Source organism: Streptococcus parasanguinis ATCC 15912, from assembly GCF_000164675.2.
GTDB classification, from domain to species: Bacteria; Bacillota; Bacilli; order Lactobacillales; family Streptococcaceae; genus Streptococcus; species Streptococcus parasanguinis.
In genome coordinates this window covers 227957-244849 of sequence record NC_015678.1, presented here as the reverse complement: position 1 = coordinate 244849, position 16893 = coordinate 227957, and the positions used below count along the sequence as shown (strand labels likewise).

Below are 16893 nucleotides of genomic sequence, written 5' to 3'. Positions count from 1 at the left end.
CCTCATTTCTTATTTGGAATCCTTGATTCGCTCGGGACCACCCTTAATCTACAAACTCAAATTCAAATTTACCGATCCGGACGATATCGCCATCTTTTGCCCCACGTGCACGGAGAGCTTCATCAACACCCATTCCACGCAATTGACGAGCAAATTTCATGACCGCTTCATCTCGATCGAAATTCGTCATATTAAAGAGTTTTTCAAGTTTTTCACCAGACAAGACCCAAGCAGCGTCGTCATCACGACTGATATCAAAGGCCGGCTGGTCTTCATCAAAGCCATAGTAAACTTCTTCTTGGGCCATGTCGTCTTCTGAATACAAGAGGAATTCTGGTGTTTTGTCTAACAATTCTGCCGTTGCATCTAACAAATTGTCTAAACCTTGATGAGCCAAACTAGAGATCGGGAAGATCTGTGGCAGTTCATCAAACTCATCGTAATTGGCTGCCAATTTCTTCTTGAATTCTTTCAAATTTTCTTGGCTTTCCGGCATGTCCATCTTATTCGCCACGATAATCTGAGGACGTTCCATCAAGCGAAGATTATAGGTTTCAAGCTCTTTATTGATTTGAACATAATCTTCATAAGGGTCGCGTCCTTCACTGGCAGACATATCAATAACATGCAAGATAACACGGGTGCGCTCGATGTGACGAAGGAACTGGGTTCCTAATCCGACACCTTGGCTAGCCCCTTCAATCAATCCAGGAAGGTCTGCTACGGCAAAGGATTCCCCAGACGGAGTCCGAACCATTCCCAAATTTGGAACGATGGTTGTGAAATGATAAGCCCCAATTTTTGGTTTGGCTGAAGTGATGACACTGAGAAGGGTCGATTTCCCAACAGAAGGGAAGCCAACCAAACCAACATCTGCCAAGACCTTCAGTTCTAACTCTAATTCACGTTCCTGACCAGGCTCTCCATTTTCAGAAATCTCTGGTGCTGGATTTTTAGGAGTGGCAAAACGAATATTTCCACGCCCTCCACGGCCACCGTGTGCAACGATGTACTCTTGTCCATTTTCAACTAGGTCAGTAATGACCTTGCCCGTTTCAGCATCTCGGACGGTCGTTCCTTGGGGAACTCGTACATAAAGATCTTCTGCTCCCCGTCCGTGCATCCCTTTGGTCATTCCTTTTTCCCCATTTTGGGCTTTGAAATGCCGGTTATAGCGGAAGTCCATCAGGGTGCGCAAGCCTTCGTCTACTACGAAGATGACATTGCCACCACGACCTCCATCACCACCCCAAGGTCCGCCATTAGGGACATATTTTTCACGGCGAAAGGCCACCATGCCATCGCCGCCATTTCCAGCCTTGACCTTGATCTTGGCTGTATCTAAAAACATACTCATAAATAGATGATTTCCTTTACTTCTGCGAGCGCCTTAATAAGAAAGAGCACCAATTGCGGTTGCAAAGATTGCACCAACCGTTACAATCAACATAATCACAATAACCACCATCGTGATCATTTCAAATGGTGTTTTTTTACGTTTTCCGTTATCTCCAAAAGCCACTTCTAATACCTCGATTACTATAAATTCATTAGCCCTATTTTACCACGAAATAGGGGATTTTTCAAATCGAGCCTACACAAAAAGACCAGACAGAAGTCTGATCTCTTTTTCTCCTAAGGTGTGTCTGTGAGCAAAAGGTATGAAAGCTCATAAGCGGGATCAATAAGAATGTTCTCATCTATCACCTGGACCTTTGAACACACAAAGCTCACACCTAAGCCATTCTTTTTTAAAGTCCGATTTCTGCTTGAACAACTGCAGCAATGGTATCCACATAGTAGTCTACTTCTTCATGGGTTGGCGCTTCTGCCATCACACGAAGGAGGGGTTCGGTTCCACTTGGACGCACAAGGATACGACCATTTTCTGCCATTTCCGCTTCCATTTTTTCAATGATTTCACGAATAGCAGGCACTTCCATCGCCTTGTCTTTCATGCTATTTTCAACCCGGATATTGACAAGCTTTTGTGGGTAAATGGTTACTTCTGCAGCCAATTCAGATAATTTCTTACCGGTTTCTTGCATGATTTTGGTTAATTGAACGCCTGTTAATTGACCATCACCAGTCGTGTTGTAATCCATGATGACTACATGACCGGACTGTTCTCCACCAAGGTTATACCCAGATTTGCGCATTTCTTCGACCACATAACGGTCTCCAACAGCTGTGATTTCTTTTTGAATCCCCTTCGCATCTAATGCCTTGTGGAAACCGAGATTGGACATGACGGTTGTAACGATCGTATTTTTTTCGAGCAAGCCCTTGCTTGAAAGATACGAACCGATGATGTACATGATCTTATCCCCGTCTACGATTTCTCCATTTTCATCCACTGCAATCAAGCGATCACTATCTCCGTCAAAGGCAAGACCAATCGCTGCGCCTACTTCTTTCACTTTCTCTTGCAAGTGCTCTGGGTGAGTAGAGCCAACCCCATCATTGATGTTCAAACCATCTGGGTTTTCACCGATGACGGTCAATTGAGCTCCTAAATCTGCAAAGATTTGACGAGCACTGGTAGAGGCTGCACCATTTGCTGTATCTAAGACCATGCGCATGCCCTCGAGTTGGACACCTGTCGATACAAGGAATTCTTGATACTTACGCAAGCCTTCTGGATATTCCATGACCGTTCCTAAACCTTGCGCACTTGGACGTGGAAGGGTATCTTCAGTGGCATCAAGCAAGGCTTCAATTTCAAGCTCGCGATCATCATCCAATTTGAAACCATCACCACCAAAGAATTTGATGCCATTGTCCAAGGCTGGATTGTGGCTAGCAGAAATCATAACGCCGGCGCTGGCTTTTTCCGTACGAACCAGATAGGCAACACCTGGCGTTGCAATCACACCCAACTTATAGACACGAATCCCAACTGATAAGAGGCCAGCGATCAAAGCATGCTCCAGCATTTCACCAGAAATACGCGTATCACGTCCAACAAATACCAAGGGCGTTTCTTCTTCATGTTGGCTCAACACATAACCACCGAAACGCCCCAACTTAAAGGCCAATTCTGGCGTTAATTCTACATTTGCTTCTCCGCGGACACCGTCCGTTCCAAAATATTTACCCATTTTTGATTACCTTTTTACTTTCTAATTACTTGAACTGGAAGAGGTCGACGACGAACTGCTAGAGCTTGACGTAGACGAACTACTCTTTGTGGTCACTTGGATCCGTGTTTCACTCGGCTTGACCAGACCTGGTAGAACATTTCCTTGGGCATCCACTGCATTTAAGGAAATGGTTCCGCTATAATTCCCACTAATGATCTCACTGGATGGAAAGACAGCTTCGACATGATCAATGCGACTTAAGGTTTCTTGATCACTCGTCACTTCCACCTTAGTTGTTTCAAGAGAAATATCCGTTACTGTTATCCCATCCACAATTTGATTGTCCGGGATCGTAGCCCTGACAGCAAATGATTTTTTCGCTTTCTTCCCGATCTTTACTGAAACTTTCTGAGGCTCTACCGTTGCTGTCAAACCGGCTGGAAGATCTTCTATAATCAAAGGAACTTCGACGGTACCTTCCTTGACCTTACGAAGATCAGCCACCACTCGAAACTTCCGAGTGCCCGGTTGCATCTCACTAGCAAGGGCAACCCGATTTGAACCTTTCAGAAAGACCGTTACCTCTGATGTCAACCCACTGACAAAATATGTCTTGTCATTGTATTTGGCATCAATTGGAATATTGGTCAAGGTATTGGTATAGGTCTCTGAACTCACTTGTCTAGCACTACTATTATTTTGAAAATTAAAGGAAGACGCATTGATAAATAAGATAAAGGATAATAAGACGGAGGCGAAAACATAAAGAAATTCTTTTTTCGATCTCATTTTGTTACCCTCCCAAATAGACGCTCTTTCCAACTAATCGTTTTATTCTCTTCAGGAACCAAGAAGGCTCTCAATTCCGTCTCAAACTCTTCTAAAGTTAAATCATGACGAAAAGTTCCGTTGTAGGTCATAGAGATGCCACCCGTTTCTTCTGATACCACAAAGGTAAAGGCATCAGAAACTTCAGATAAGCCAATAGCTGCACGGTGACGCGTTCCAAACTCTTTTGAAATCTCAGTGTTTTCCGTCAAGGGCAGGTAGGCACAAGAAACAGCGATTTTGTCATTGCGGACAATGACCGCTCCATCGTGCAAAGGAGTATTAGGAATGAAGATATTAATCAGCAATTCTCCTGAAATATCCGCATCTAGTGGAATCCCTGTGGAAATGTATTCCTGAAGGGTTCTGGCCCCTTGAATAGCTACCAAAGCACCAATCTTACGTGGGCTCATATAAGCCACTGCCTTAACATAGGCCTGTACCATCTTCTCTTCCTGACTGACTTCACTCGTCGTAAAAAATTCTGTCGCCCGACCTAGACGCTCTAAGCCAATCCGAATTTCAGGGGAGAAAATCACAACCAAGGCGATAACCCCATAGGTAATCACTTGATTGATCAACCAAGAAATAGTCGTGAGTCCCAAGAAATTGGCCAAAAACTGAACCAAGAAAAAGATAATGACCCCACGAACCAAAATCATGATCTTGGTCCCGACGATAGCCTTGATCAAAAAATACAACAACCAAGCCACCAGGGCAATATCGATGATATTGATAATAACACTCCACCAATTCGGGAACAAACTGGTCCAAAATTGTGGATTTGAAAACTGTTGAATATTCATATTCTCATACCTACCACTTCTCTAAAAGACATCATCCTATTATAACACGTTTCAACAGATTTTTCTGTAACCTTCTGATGCTTTTTATGATAAAATATGATTTATGAAGATAAATACAACCTTGGGCCTTCTGGCAGGAAAGCTTTCCGGCTCTATTCTAGAAAAGATGGGGCGGGGATCAACCCTACCAGGTAAAGTAGCCCTCAAATTTGATAAAGATATTCTCAGTCAATTGGCAAAAAACTATGAGATTGTTGTGATTACAGGGACAAATGGAAAAACCCTGACCACTGCGCTAACAGTAGGTATTCTCCAAGAAGCTTTTGGACCTATTTTGACCAATCCAAGTGGGGCCAATATGATCTCTGGGATTACAACGACCTTCTTACGGGCTAAGCATTCGAAATCAAATCGACCGATTGCGGTACTTGAAATTGACGAGGCCAGCCTCTCTCGGATTTGTGATTATATTAAGCCCAGCCTTTTTGTGGTCACTAATATTTTCCGGGACCAGATGGACCGCTATGGAGAGATCTATACGACCTACCAAATGATTTTGGATGCCATTCACAAGGTCCCAGCTGCAACAGTCTTGTTAAATGGTGATAGTCCGCTCTTTAATAGTCAGACCTTATCCAATCCTATCCAATATTATGGATTTGATACTGACAAATCAGAGCCACAACTAGCTCATTACAATACGGAAGGAATCCTCTGTCCGCATTGCCACAACATCCTCAAGTACAAGCTCAATACCTATGCTAATCTTGGGGATTATATCTGTGAGCACTGTGGTTTCCACAGGCCTCCTCTGACTTATGCCGTATCAGACCTCCTCTCTTTAACCCATCGCTCTTCCCAATTCCGGATTCAAGGCCAAGACTACCACATCAATATCGGCGGTCTCTACAACATCTACAATGCCTTAGCAGCTGTCTCTGTTGCTGGATTCTTTGGAGTACAACCTGAAGTGATTAAGCAAGGATTTGATCGCAGTCGCGCTGTCTTTGGTCGTCAGGAAACCTTTAAGATTGGGGATAAGGAATGTACCTTGGTTTTGATTAAGAATCCAGTTGGTGCGACCCAAGCTATTGAAATGATCAAACTAGCACCTTATTCCTTTAGCTTGTCAGTCCTCCTTAATGCGAATTATGCGGATGGGATCGACACCAGCTGGATTTGGGACGCAGACTTTGAGCAAATCACCCAGATGGATATTCCAGAAATCAATGCTGGCGGGGTACGCCACTCTGAAATTGCTCGGCGACTTCGGGTCACTGGCTATCCTGCTGATCAGATCACAGAAATGGCTGAATTAAAAGAGGTTTTCCAACGCATCCAGCAACAAGAAACCCCTCACGCTTACATTTTAGCCACTTATACGGCCATGCTTGAATTCCGTGAGATTTTGGCCCAAGAACACCTGATTGAAAAGGAGATGCACTAATGACTTATACTTCTCTAAAATCTTCTGATCAGGCACAGTATCCTTACAGCCTGCGCATTGCCCATCTCTACGGCAACTTAATGAATACCTACGGGGACAATGGGAATATCCTCATGCTCAAGTACGTTGCAGAAAAACTTGGAGCCCATGTCACAGTGGATATCGTCTCTCTCAAAGACCGGTTCGACCCTGATGCCTATGATATCGCCTTTTTCGGTGGAGGACAAGACTACGAACAGACCATTGTATCAGAAGATCTACCAGATAAAAAAGAAGACCTCGAGCGCTTTATTGATGAAGATGGTGTGATCCTTGCTATCTGTGGTGGCTTTCAGCTTCTAGGCCAGTACTACATTGAAGCTTCTGGCAAACGCATTGAAGGGCTCGGTATTATGGGCCACTATACGCTCAATCAAGTCAACAACCGCTATATCGGTGATATCAAAATCCATAACGAAGAATTTAACGAAACCTATTATGGTTTTGAGAACCACCAAGGTCGGACCTTCTTGGCAGAGGATGAAAAACCGCTGGGCAAGGTTGTCTACGGAAATGGGAACAATAAAGAAGATGGGTGCGAAGGCGTTCATTACAAAAACGTCTTTGGGAGCTACTTCCACGGTCCTATCTTGTCCCGAAATGCCAATCTGGCCTATCGCCTAGTAAACACTGCTTTAAAAAATAAATATGGCAAGGACCTTTCCCTACCGGCTTATGAGGAGATTCTAAGCCTAGAGCAGCCGGAAGAATACGCTGATGTAAAAAGCAAGGCTCCGACTGAACAATAAGGAGATAATGATGAATAAAAGAAATCTACACTACATTGCTCTATTACTTTCCATCTTACTAATTGCTGGTATTTCCCTTGCAAACATGCAAACGGTCACCGTGAATTTCCTCTTGGTTCAATTTAAATTGCCCTTGATCATTCTGATCTTGCTCTGTGTCCTCTTGGGTGCATTTGTCATGACCTTGGTTAATTTTTCAAAGGGCTTCTCCCTAAAAAAAGAACTCAAGAGCACTCAAAAACAACTGGAGGAAGAAAAGAAGGAAGTAAAAATAGAAGAAAAAGATAACAACTAAAAAAGCACCGAATGAACTACACCCCAAAAGTTATATAGATAAAATCTGACTTTTGGGGTGTTTTTTATATAGATAGAATTCCAGAATCTTCTCAACAGTTTTTTAACCCTAGATTGTAAAGAATCCTCATAATAACGATACAGGCCTTATATATCTAATGTTTAATTGACATGATTCCATCCTAACTAGTTAGATTTTCAAATGCTTTATGTGAGGTATATTCCAAATCATAACTATTATACACAATAATATAGCCTGTTTGCTTTATTAGCCTTAAACGGTTTTCTAAATAGTCACTTATCATCAGAATCAATGACTCCTTTCTCATTTTTCTAAACCGTAACATTAGATGAGAAAAAGACTCGAAGCACCATCACCTTGCCTCGAGTCACTTTTTAGGATTATTTGTAGATTATCGGCCCCAATCCCTTTACCTGTAATTCATCTTCCATCCATCTTCAACAACGATTGGTGCAAGACTTCTTAAATAGTCGATGAAGGGATAGTAGGCCTCCATATTACTTTTTTTAATTTCAAAAACATAAGGCCGGCGACTTGAATAAAAGATAATCTTCATCTTGTAGCGATAAAAACTTTTTCTATGGACCCTAAAAAGTTTGATTTCTTCAATGTCATCTACTGGTAGTATTTCAAAATCCATACCATAAAATACGAGAATGCCCTGGTGCACAAGGAGTTCCAGTTTTTTGTCACTGTAGTCCGCATCTTTAATCAATTGGTCTGTATGAGAGGCATAGGCTGGAAATAAGGAATCAAAGCGTCTAAACTTCCTGCGCAGTCGAAACATCAGACTGATAGCCTTTAAGGTAAAGAAGAAAGCAACAAGGGCAATAAATACAGGCTTGGCAAATAAATTCACCCGACTTTCCTCTTGCATTGATCTTAGAAGATGAGTCAAGTCGATACTAGAATTACCTTTTGAAAGATCACTCTGTTGGAATTTTTCTTCAAGTCTCTGTTTCAAGGACTGACTAATATGAACCACGTCACTTTTTTTCCGTCTTTTTTCCACCTCAGGAATCACTTTAACACTTAGATAGAATCCACCTGATTCTAATGGGTTTTCTTGATTAGGAAATCTAGCTTTCATTTGAAGCAATGAATAGACCGTATGATAAGTTGCCTTCATGGCCGTAACGCCATATTCATGCTTAATTAAAAAGTATTGGGCCTCATCTGTTTTAACTGGAATTAGATCTATGTCCAATACTTTTACTGCCAAGACATCCTCACTATCTTTCGACTTATAAACGAAGCCTTGCTTATACAATTTTTGAGGAGGCTCAAGGGAATGTAAACCTGGTATTGCCTGAAAATAGCTATAAACCAGCAATCCTATCACCAATAACCAAATCCCTAATGATCTTCTAAATACATTTTTATTCATTTACATTTTCCTTCTTATCTGATGAAGAACTAGCAAACCGGTCCCAAGGAAACTTCATCCCTTCTGGTGACAAGTATACATGGTCTACTTCTCGTTAGTCAAACAAGACCATCTCCTTCTTATTTTCAACTAAACTTAATAAAAGAATCGATTGATCATATCCCTAGAACGAAAGGCTATCAAGCGGCTCATAATCAAGTCCTTGCCGGGTCCCTATCATATATTCCCCACAATATGAAAATGGTCAACTGCCAAACTAGCTAAAATGAATTAGAAGGCATGATTCTCAAAACAAGAGAACTTATGCTATAAAAAGATTGGACAAAACTACTCCAGTCGGATAGACTGGGAAGCTAACTATCTCTAGTAAGGCATCAGTTATTTAGATTTTACCAGAAAAAGCTCAGAATAGGTACCGGAAATTACTTTCCCAAAATAGGTTTTCTTTTTTTACTCTTTTCTCAACCTTCCTTCCATCAAACTAAATACGGAAGAGTCAACTTTCTAAGAGGTCTCACCATGAAAAAAAGACCTTGAAAAAGTCCACCTTTTCAAGGTCTTTAACTTGGTGTTTCCTGTAAAATATTGTAGCCTTCTCTCTAGACAGGAATATGACTAAATCGTTTAGCATAGACTGATGCAATCACTGAGAGTAGAATAACACCAGCTCCAATCAGGAGAAAGGATTCTACTCGGACACTTGGTAACCAGGTCATCAAGCCTTTAGCCACAGGCATAAAGAGAATGGCTAATGTAAAAATGGTGCTTAAGACCCTGCCCAGGTAGTCTCCTTCTACCTTGGTTTGCACTTGGGTAAAAAAGTGAATATTAAAAATCGTCATAAAGAGTTCACAGACTAAATTTCCAGAAAAGGAAAGAAGGTGAGGAAGAGGCAAGCCCATCATGAACACTCCCACTCCTGTTAAAATCAATAAGAAGAGAAGCATCTCCATGCTTGATTTAAATTTATTGGCAATCAAGGCTCCAATGATGGAACCGATAGCACCCAAGGTTAAGATAGTCGCATAAGCGCCCTTGACCCCGTAAAGTCGATTGGAAAAGGGAAGTAAAAATTCAAAGGCTGCAAAGAAGAAATTGACACTGGAAGCCACCAAAAGGAGAAAGAAAATTTCTTTCTGATGCCAGATATAGTGCAGTCCATCCTTGATATCCGAAAAAATATCTTTTCCTGTGAACCGTTTCTTTTCTTGAACTTTGGCTTCTTCGTTCGGAAGGAATGCCACTAGGACAAAGGCGATGAAAAAGGTCAGTGCATCCAGTAAGAGGGTCGCATGGAGATTGGCAAATTGTAAAACAAGGAAAGAGAACACAGGTGAGCTAACACCGACAACCTGTAAAACCAACTCCAAGCGAGCATTATAGGTCACAATCTCTTCTTTCTCTACGACCTCAGTGATGATGGCTTTGTTGGCCGTACGAGAAAATGCAAAGGCAATGGCCTGAACAATATTGGCAACAATCAGGGCTGCAATCATCCAACGATCGTTCCTGATAAAAGAAATCGCCAAACAAAGGAGTCCACACACCAGGTCGGTCGTCATCAAAATCTTGCGACGGGAAAAACGATCTGAGATCACCCCTCCAAATGGATTGACTAGAATGGAGGTGACGAGTTCAGAAATCTGATAGATCCCTAATACCGTCTTTCCCACCCTCCCCATCGAGGCCAGCCAGACACTGTTCCCATAATCATAGAGCATATTTCCCATTCTATTGATCGCCCCACGAGCAATTAATTGGACTGCATGTCGCTTCATAAAAAAACCTCCTTCATTTTCTGAAACTATTGTATCAGTTCATGAAAGAGGTTTTCATTTTGTCCCTTATTTGGGAAAATTAATAAATTACAATTTTATAAAAGGATACCTACTGTTCTTTTGATTGAAGCTGCTTAGCTACTAGCTGAGCCAAGAGTGAAAAGAGAATAACTCCAGCTCCAATCAGGAGAAAGGATTCTACTCGGACACTTGGCAACCAAGTCATCAAACCTTTGGCGATGGGCATAAAGAGAACAGCCAAAGTATAAATCGTACTCAAGACTCTCCCCAGATAATCATCTTCCACCTTGGTTTGCACTTGAGTAAAAACGTGGATATCGAAAATGGTCACAAAAAATTCACAGACCAGATTTCCCGAAAAGGAAAGATAAGTCGGAAGAGGCAAGCCCATCATGAACACTCCTACACCTGCCATGATAAGTAAAAATAGGAGAATTTTCATACTTGATGTAATTTTATTGGCAACAAGTGCTCCTAGAATAGATCCAATAGCTCCCAATGTTAAGATGGTCGCATAAGCCCCCTTGCCCCCGTAGAGTCGATTGGAAAATGGAAGTAAAAACTCAAAAGCCGCAAAAAAGAAATTAACGCCGGAAGCCACCAAGAGGAGAAAGAAAATTTCTTTCTGATGCCAGATATAGTGCAGTCCATCCTTGATATCAGAAAAAATATCTTTCCTCGTAAACTGTTTCTTTTCTTGAACCTTTGCTACTTCTTTCGGAAGGAATGCCACTAGGACAAAGGCAATGAAAAAGGTCAGCGCATCTAGTAAGAGGGTCGCATGGAGACTGGCAAATTGTAGAACTAGGAAAGAAAACACGGGAGAACTGACACTAACAACTTGTAAGACCAGCTCCAAGTGCGCATTATAGGTTACAATCTCTTCTTTCTCCACAACTTCTGTAATAATGGCTTTATTGGCAGGTCGAGAAAAACCAAAGGCAATGGCCTGAACAATATTGGCAACAATCAGAGCCGCAATCATCCAACGATCATTTCTGATAAAAGAAATCGCCAAACACAGGAGACCACACACCAAGTCGGTCGTCATCAAAATCTTGCGACGAGAAAAACGGTCTGAAATCACCCCTCCAAAAGGATTCACGAGGATCCCTGTCACTAACTCAGAAATCTGATAGATTCCTAATACTGTCTTTCCTATAGTCCCCATTGAGGCCAGCCAGACACTATTCCCATAATCATAGAGCATATTTCCAATTTTGGTAATCGCTCCACGACTAATTAATTGGACCGCATGTCGGTTCATAAAATCTCCTTTATCTCTCTCCTATTTAGGAACCTTCATCTATTGCAAATTTATCAAAGTGTTCTTGATAGTAAGCTACCTGCTCTGGAAGACCTAGCACATCAAAAATATGCATAGCCTCTTGCATTTGCTGACTCCCTTCTTTCTCTAGCCCCTTCTGATAGAGGGCAAATCCCTTGAGGTAATGAAAGACATTGCGCTCGTAGAGTTTGATGCTCTTGCCGATAATCTTTTCCACATAGGCTTCAAAATAACTAGCACTTTCAAAAGAACGGTGTTCTAAACAATGCTGGTAACAATTGAGGGCTAGAATCAAGACCAGTTTTCGATGGCGACCAATTTCCTTGTAGAAATCTTCCCGCTCCATCACTTCTCTACCAAGCCGAGTGACATAATCCACATCATAAAAGCTATAAAGATTGCCAAAGAGGATCAACTCATACATGGTCCATTCTTCCGTTTGAAAGAGATAATCTGCCACCTTTTCGAGATCACTTTGCTTCATCATGTAGCTGGCATCTCTCTGGCAAATCAGCCCTTGTAACAAAATCCAGTTCAATTCAAAATAAAGGGGATTGGTCGAACCTTTAGCCTTTTCAAGTTGTTCTCCTTGAAGCCTTTGAAAACCATCAATATCATTTGAATAGTAAAATGGAATAATCTGAGCCATCAAGGCCACATGCTCATGGTGTTGGAAATTTCTGGCCTTATCCATAAAATTCTCAACAGTCACATGGATATTGTCCAAAATTTCAAAGAAGCGCGACGTAGCCAGATCCGACTCCCCCAATTCAAAACGGGATAATTGGGAGGTCGAACAGGCCTCCCCTGCAGCTTCTTTTAACGAATAATTTTTACTGATTCGAAATTCACGAAAAACTTTGCCTAAATCTTCCATTTGATTACCACTTAAATTCCTTTAAGTACCTTTCTAACTCTTGCAAGTATACTTCGTAGAATCCATGTTCTTCTTTAACGGAAAAATCTAATTGTCTTAAGTAAGAAATCAGCCAATCAACCAATAGATCATACTGATGAAGAGGTAGGCGTTTCATCTGCTCTTCAACAAAAGAAATGGCCTCTGCAAAGCGATGCTCTTCTAAAATTTGCTGAAGATAGTGATTCCCGTTGATGAGTCTTCCTTCCTCATCCTCGTACTGCCCCAAATCTAAATTCTGAATCTGCAGGCGCAAAGTTGTACCAATTATATCGGCTACACCTTTAATCTGCTTCATAAACCAATCATTTTCAGACGTCATAATGTTCTCCTTAGGCAAATTAGAAAACTACACTTTCTCCGCTAATTCTTCCCATTCTATCATGGCTTCTTCTTGGGCGGCGGTCAGCTGGTCGATTTGCTACTGGCTCTCCATGAGTTCGCCGGTTTCATTGGTGGCCTGCAGCTTCTTTCAATGAATAATTTTTACTGATTCGAAATTCACGAAAAACTTTGCCTAAATCTTCCATCTATTCCACCTGCTCTGACAGTTCTGCCCACTCTTCCATGACAGCTTCCTGTTGAATAGTCAGTTGGTCTAGCTCGCTTTGCAGTTGGACCAAATCCTCTGCATCATTGGTGCTATGCATGGTTTCGGTGATGGCTTGGATTTTTTGATCCAGCTCTTCCATCTCTGCTTCCAATTGCTCAATACGGCGGGTGATTTTGCGGAGTTCCTTTTGATTTTGCTTTTGCAAATGATAGTCATTGCCAGTGACTTCTTCCGTTGAAGAAGCGGGCTCAGCTTCTGCTTGCGCTGCAGCAAGGGCCTCTAACTCTGCTTTTTTCTCCAGATAATAATCATAGTCTCCCAGATAAAGGGTCGAGCCCTCTTCTGAGAGTTCTAAGACTTGAGTCGCTACCCGATTGATAAAGTAGCGGTCGTGGCTGACAAAAAGCAGGGTCCCATCAAAATCAATCAAGGCATTTTCCAGTACTTCCTTGCTATCGATGTCCAAGTGGTTGGTCGGCTCATCGAGAATCAAGAAGTTATTATTCTCCATAGAAAGCTTTGCCAATAGCAGGCGTGCCCGCTCTCCACCTGACAGCATGCCGATGGTTTTCTTGACATCGTCCCCTGAGAAAAGGAAGGCTCCTAGGCGATTGCGAATTTCTACTTCTGGTGTCAGTTTAAAGTCATTCCAGAGCTCATCCAAGACACTATTGTGAGGGGTTAGTTTACTTTGGGTCTGGTCATAGTAGCCCACCTCGACATTGGCCCCAAAACGGGCTTCCCCCTTGATAAAAGGAATCTGCCCGACGATGGACTTGATAAGAGTAGATTTCCCAATCCCATTTGGTCCCACAATAGCGACCGCATTCATCTTACGGATATCCAGATTGATCGGCTCGGACAGGATTTGATCATCATAGCCAACGGCCGCCTCTTCTACTGTCAAGACGACATTGCCAGAGGTCTTATCAGAATGGAAGGTCATATGGGCAGACTTGGTCCCAGCTTCGGGCTTGTCTAGGCGCTCCATTTTTTCCAACTGCTTGCGACGAGACTGGGCCCGTTTGGTGGTTGAGGCCCGCACCAAATTACGATTAACAAAGTCTTCGAGCGCTGCAATCTCTTTTTGTTGTTTCTCGTAGTTCTTAGCTTCGGTCAGAAGCTTTTGCTCTTTTTGCTCGACAAAGCTGGAGTAATTACCGACATAGCGGTCCAAGGAATGCTTGGTCAAATCCAAAGTAATGGTAGCGACCTTATCTAGGAAATACCGGTCGTGACTGACAATGAGAAGGGCCCCACTATAATTGACCAAGTAATTTTCCAACCAGGCAATGGTCTCAATATCCAAGTGGTTGGTCGGCTCGTCCAGTACCAAGAGATTTGGCTTTTCCAAGAGCATCTTGGCCAGAGCCAGACGGGTATTTTGCCCACCAGATAACTCTTCAATCTTCATCTGCCACATAGACTCATCAAACTTGAAGCCGTTTAGAATAGCTCGGATATCTGCCTCATAGGTGAAGCCACCAGCTTGACGGAATTCTTCCGATAAACGGTCATAATCCTGCATAAGTTTGTCCAAATCAGCCCCAGTTTTTTCCCCCATCTCCAGCTCCATCTGCCGCAAGCTTTTCTCCGTCTTACGAAGATCGTCAAAGACATGAAGCATTTCATCGTAGATGGTATTGGACGACTCAAAGCGGCTATCTTGGGCCAGATATGAGAGGGAAAGGTCCCGTTTTTTATTGATTTCCCCAGAAGTCGGCTCTTCTTCTCCCACCAAGATTTTTAAGAGCGTCGACTTGCCAGCTCCATTCTTTCCGACCAGGGCAATCCGGTCCCGTTCATCCACTTGCAGGCTGATATTATCAAAAAGAACCTCCCCTGCAAAAGAGCGTTCAATTTTGTTGGCTTGTAAAATAATCATGTCCCTATTTTACTATCTTTTTACGGATTAAACAAGGGAAGACGAAGCATCAAAAAAAACCGAGCCCCTTGAGGCCCAGAACTTTTAGCAAGTATTTTAAAACTCATTATTCCTTGTATAATTGCCGGACTGCTTCTACATCTGAATTCTGGATACTGTAGAAAGAGCCAGCTGGTTGCATGACCGATTCTCCATCTGTGTGGTCCAACCCAATCGCATGGCCTAGCTCATGCTCAGCTGTATTGACAATCCGATCATAACTATAGTTATAGACATAATTTAACAGATAATGGCGATTGAGGCGAACTGTGATGTGGGTGAACCGATTGGTTAAAAGGTTAGTTTGAGAGGCAGTCTCTCCTGCTGCAGAAACGGATGCGTTGTCCATCTCGGTCAAGACCACATTGGCCTCTTTTTCATTTGTGACCAGCTTGAAGGTAAAGGCACCTGTTTGGTTCCAAGCCTCAATAGCATCCCGATAGGCTTTTACGAAAGTTTGACTGATATTGGGATCCAGGTAGACCGTGGCCTCCGCTTTTTCCCAGCGAGCACCGCTATGCTCATGATTATCCGTCTGCGTCGTCTGTGAGCTAGGCGCCATCCCAAAGCGCGATGCAAAGCCCTGATCACCAAATAAATTTCCAACTTGATAGACAACCTTTTGGGCAGCTCGCCCAACCCCATCAAAACCAGAACTAGGAGAATCTGTGAAATAGATGATCCCCACTAGGACGAGAAAACTGATCGCAATGGTCCAGAAAAATCCCCAAAAGAGACTCCAAGCCATGCGAAGGATTCCTCTGAAAAACCGAAAAATAGTTCTCATACATTCTCCTTTCTCTTAAAGAAGGTATGCAATTGTAACACCCCATGCTTAAAAATAACTTAAATAAACCTGCTTTTTTGCTTATTGATGGATGGTTACTTTTCCTGTCTGGTAATCCAGGCTCATTCCACTTTGAACATTGGGAACAAAGACATTGAACTCAAGGGTCCCATCACTCGATTTGGCTTCGATCTGAGAACCTAAAGGAATCAGATCTTCCGGCTGATTGTAGATCAAGGTGACCCGATAGCGGATCCGCTTGTTCTTATCCAGCGCTTTTCGAACCAGAGTCTCATAGTAGTTTTGACCGGTGGAATGAGGATCATTGGCTTGATTAGACCAAGCCGTTTGGACGGCGATATTTTTGGGATTACTAGTCGAAGCATCAAAGCCTTTGAGATTGCCGATCAAGGCGTAGCCCAATAGATGACCTCTATCCACAGCATGGTCGTACTCGCCTGACAGATTATGAACCTGATGCCAACCTGCAGGTTTCCAATCGGTTCGGCCACTTCCTGTTGCATCGCGATCTCTGTACTGACGAGTCGCCTTAGTCATGATGGCATTGGCAACTGTCGGTACGGTCTTTCCATTCACCTCTTTTGTCTTGTTATCTGCATAGGGTTGACTAGCCACACTGGCATCCAAATCTGTTCGATTGCCCTTGACAACGAAGGCTCCAACTCCGTTCCATTCCAAGTCATTCCCCAATTGTGAAAAAGCAGATTTCGTTAGTACAGAGCTAGCTAACTCTTTACTGGGTGTTTCCTCTTGGCTACTAGTCACCACGGAAACAACCTGATCCGTCGCTTCTTTTACCGACGATTGATTAAAATAATAACCACCAATTGCTAAGGCTGTTGCAACCACGAAGCCTGCTAGCGTTTGTTTGGTTCGTTTGCTTACTATTTGTTTTGTCATTCCTCTCTCCAAAAAAGAGCAGCGCTAGATGGGTCACTGACTCGATTCGC

Annotated in this window: 16 protein-coding genes; 3 read left to right on the top strand and 13 right to left on the bottom strand. The window is 42.7% G+C overall.

What is annotated here, in order from left to right; all coding sequences use genetic code 11:
• Positions 1-43: 43 nt before the first annotated feature.
• The 5 genes from obgE to cdaA all read right to left on the bottom strand — a co-directional run bounded on the left by obgE (position 44) and on the right by cdaA (position 4717).
• Positions 44-1357 (bottom strand): GTPase ObgE, encoded by a 1314-nt coding sequence (gene obgE / locus HMPREF0833_RS01210; RefSeq protein ID WP_013903339.1) that lies wholly within the window; start codon positions 1355-1357, stop codon positions 44-46.
• 33 nt (positions 1358-1390) lie between these two features.
• Complete coding sequence (locus HMPREF0833_RS10205; RefSeq protein WP_003011566.1) at positions 1391-1522, bottom strand: DUF4044 domain-containing protein; 132 nt, start codon at positions 1520-1522, stop codon at positions 1391-1393.
• Between the two features lie 229 nt (positions 1523-1751).
• Complete coding sequence (gene glmM, locus HMPREF0833_RS01205) at positions 1752-3101, bottom strand: phosphoglucosamine mutase (protein WP_013903338.1); 1350 nt, start codon at positions 3099-3101, stop codon at positions 1752-1754.
• Between the two features lie 21 nt (positions 3102-3122).
• Positions 3123-3872 (bottom strand): CdaR family protein, encoded by a 750-nt coding sequence (locus HMPREF0833_RS01200; protein ID WP_013903337.1) that lies wholly within the window; start codon positions 3870-3872, stop codon positions 3123-3125.
• Complete coding sequence (gene cdaA / locus HMPREF0833_RS01195; RefSeq protein WP_013903336.1) at positions 3869-4717, bottom strand: diadenylate cyclase CdaA; 849 nt, start codon at positions 4715-4717, stop codon at positions 3869-3871. The genes HMPREF0833_RS01200 and cdaA overlap by 4 nt, the downstream gene beginning before the upstream one ends.
• 103 nt (positions 4718-4820) lie before the next feature.
• Between cdaA and murT the strand changes: the two genes are divergently transcribed.
• From murT to HMPREF0833_RS01180, 3 genes are read left to right on the top strand one after another with little or no spacing between them, the layout of a single operon-like run.
• Complete coding sequence (gene murT, locus HMPREF0833_RS01190; RefSeq protein ID WP_013903335.1) at positions 4821-6164, top strand: lipid II isoglutaminyl synthase subunit MurT; 1344 nt, start codon at positions 4821-4823, stop codon at positions 6162-6164.
• A complete protein-coding gene (gene gatD / locus HMPREF0833_RS01185; RefSeq protein WP_013903334.1) occupies positions 6164-6952 on the top strand; it encodes a lipid II isoglutaminyl synthase subunit GatD in 789 nt (262 codons plus the stop codon). Before murT ends, gatD begins: the two co-directional genes overlap by 1 nt.
• A gap of 10 nt (positions 6953-6962) precedes the next feature.
• Positions 6963-7247: a LapA family protein gene (locus HMPREF0833_RS01180; RefSeq protein WP_041818137.1), complete on the top strand. Its 285-nt coding sequence runs from the start codon at positions 6963-6965 to the stop codon at positions 7245-7247.
• A gap of 430 nt (positions 7248-7677) precedes the next feature.
• Here HMPREF0833_RS01180 and HMPREF0833_RS01175 read toward each other — a convergent pair whose 3' ends face one another.
• From HMPREF0833_RS01175 to HMPREF0833_RS01140, 8 genes are all read right to left on the bottom strand, one after another.
• Positions 7678-8655: a hypothetical protein gene (locus tag HMPREF0833_RS01175; RefSeq protein ID WP_013903332.1), complete on the bottom strand. Its 978-nt coding sequence runs from the start codon at positions 8653-8655 to the stop codon at positions 7678-7680.
• A 599-nt stretch (positions 8656-9254) separates the two neighbouring features.
• Positions 9255-10433 carry an MFS transporter gene (locus HMPREF0833_RS01170; protein WP_013903331.1) on the bottom strand — a complete coding sequence of 393 codons (1179 nt, stop codon included), beginning with the start codon at positions 10431-10433 and terminating at the stop codon, positions 9255-9257.
• Between the two features lie 109 nt (positions 10434-10542).
• A complete protein-coding gene (locus tag HMPREF0833_RS01165; protein WP_013903330.1) occupies positions 10543-11721 on the bottom strand; it encodes an MFS transporter in 1179 nt (392 codons plus the stop codon).
• A 25-nt stretch (positions 11722-11746) separates the two neighbouring features.
• A complete protein-coding gene (locus tag HMPREF0833_RS01160; protein ID WP_013903329.1) occupies positions 11747-12619 on the bottom strand; it encodes an XRE/MutR family transcriptional regulator in 873 nt (290 codons plus the stop codon).
• 4 nt (positions 12620-12623) lie between these two features.
• Positions 12624-12980 (bottom strand): hypothetical protein, encoded by a 357-nt coding sequence (locus HMPREF0833_RS01155; protein ID WP_013903328.1) that lies wholly within the window; start codon positions 12978-12980, stop codon positions 12624-12626.
• Positions 12981-13188: 208 nt separating this feature from the next.
• Positions 13189-15096: an ABC-F family ATP-binding cassette domain-containing protein gene (locus tag HMPREF0833_RS01150; RefSeq protein ID WP_013903327.1), complete on the bottom strand. Its 1908-nt coding sequence runs from the start codon at positions 15094-15096 to the stop codon at positions 13189-13191.
• A 106-nt stretch (positions 15097-15202) separates the two neighbouring features.
• Positions 15203-15922, bottom strand: a complete 720-nt coding sequence (locus tag HMPREF0833_RS01145; RefSeq protein ID WP_013903326.1) for a M57 family metalloprotease — start codon at positions 15920-15922, stop codon at positions 15203-15205.
• An 81-nt stretch (positions 15923-16003) separates the two neighbouring features.
• Entirely contained in the window at positions 16004-16843 is an 840-nt protein-coding gene (locus HMPREF0833_RS01140) for a DNA/RNA non-specific endonuclease (protein WP_013903325.1), read from the bottom strand.
• Between the last annotated feature and the right edge of the window lie 50 nt (positions 16844-16893).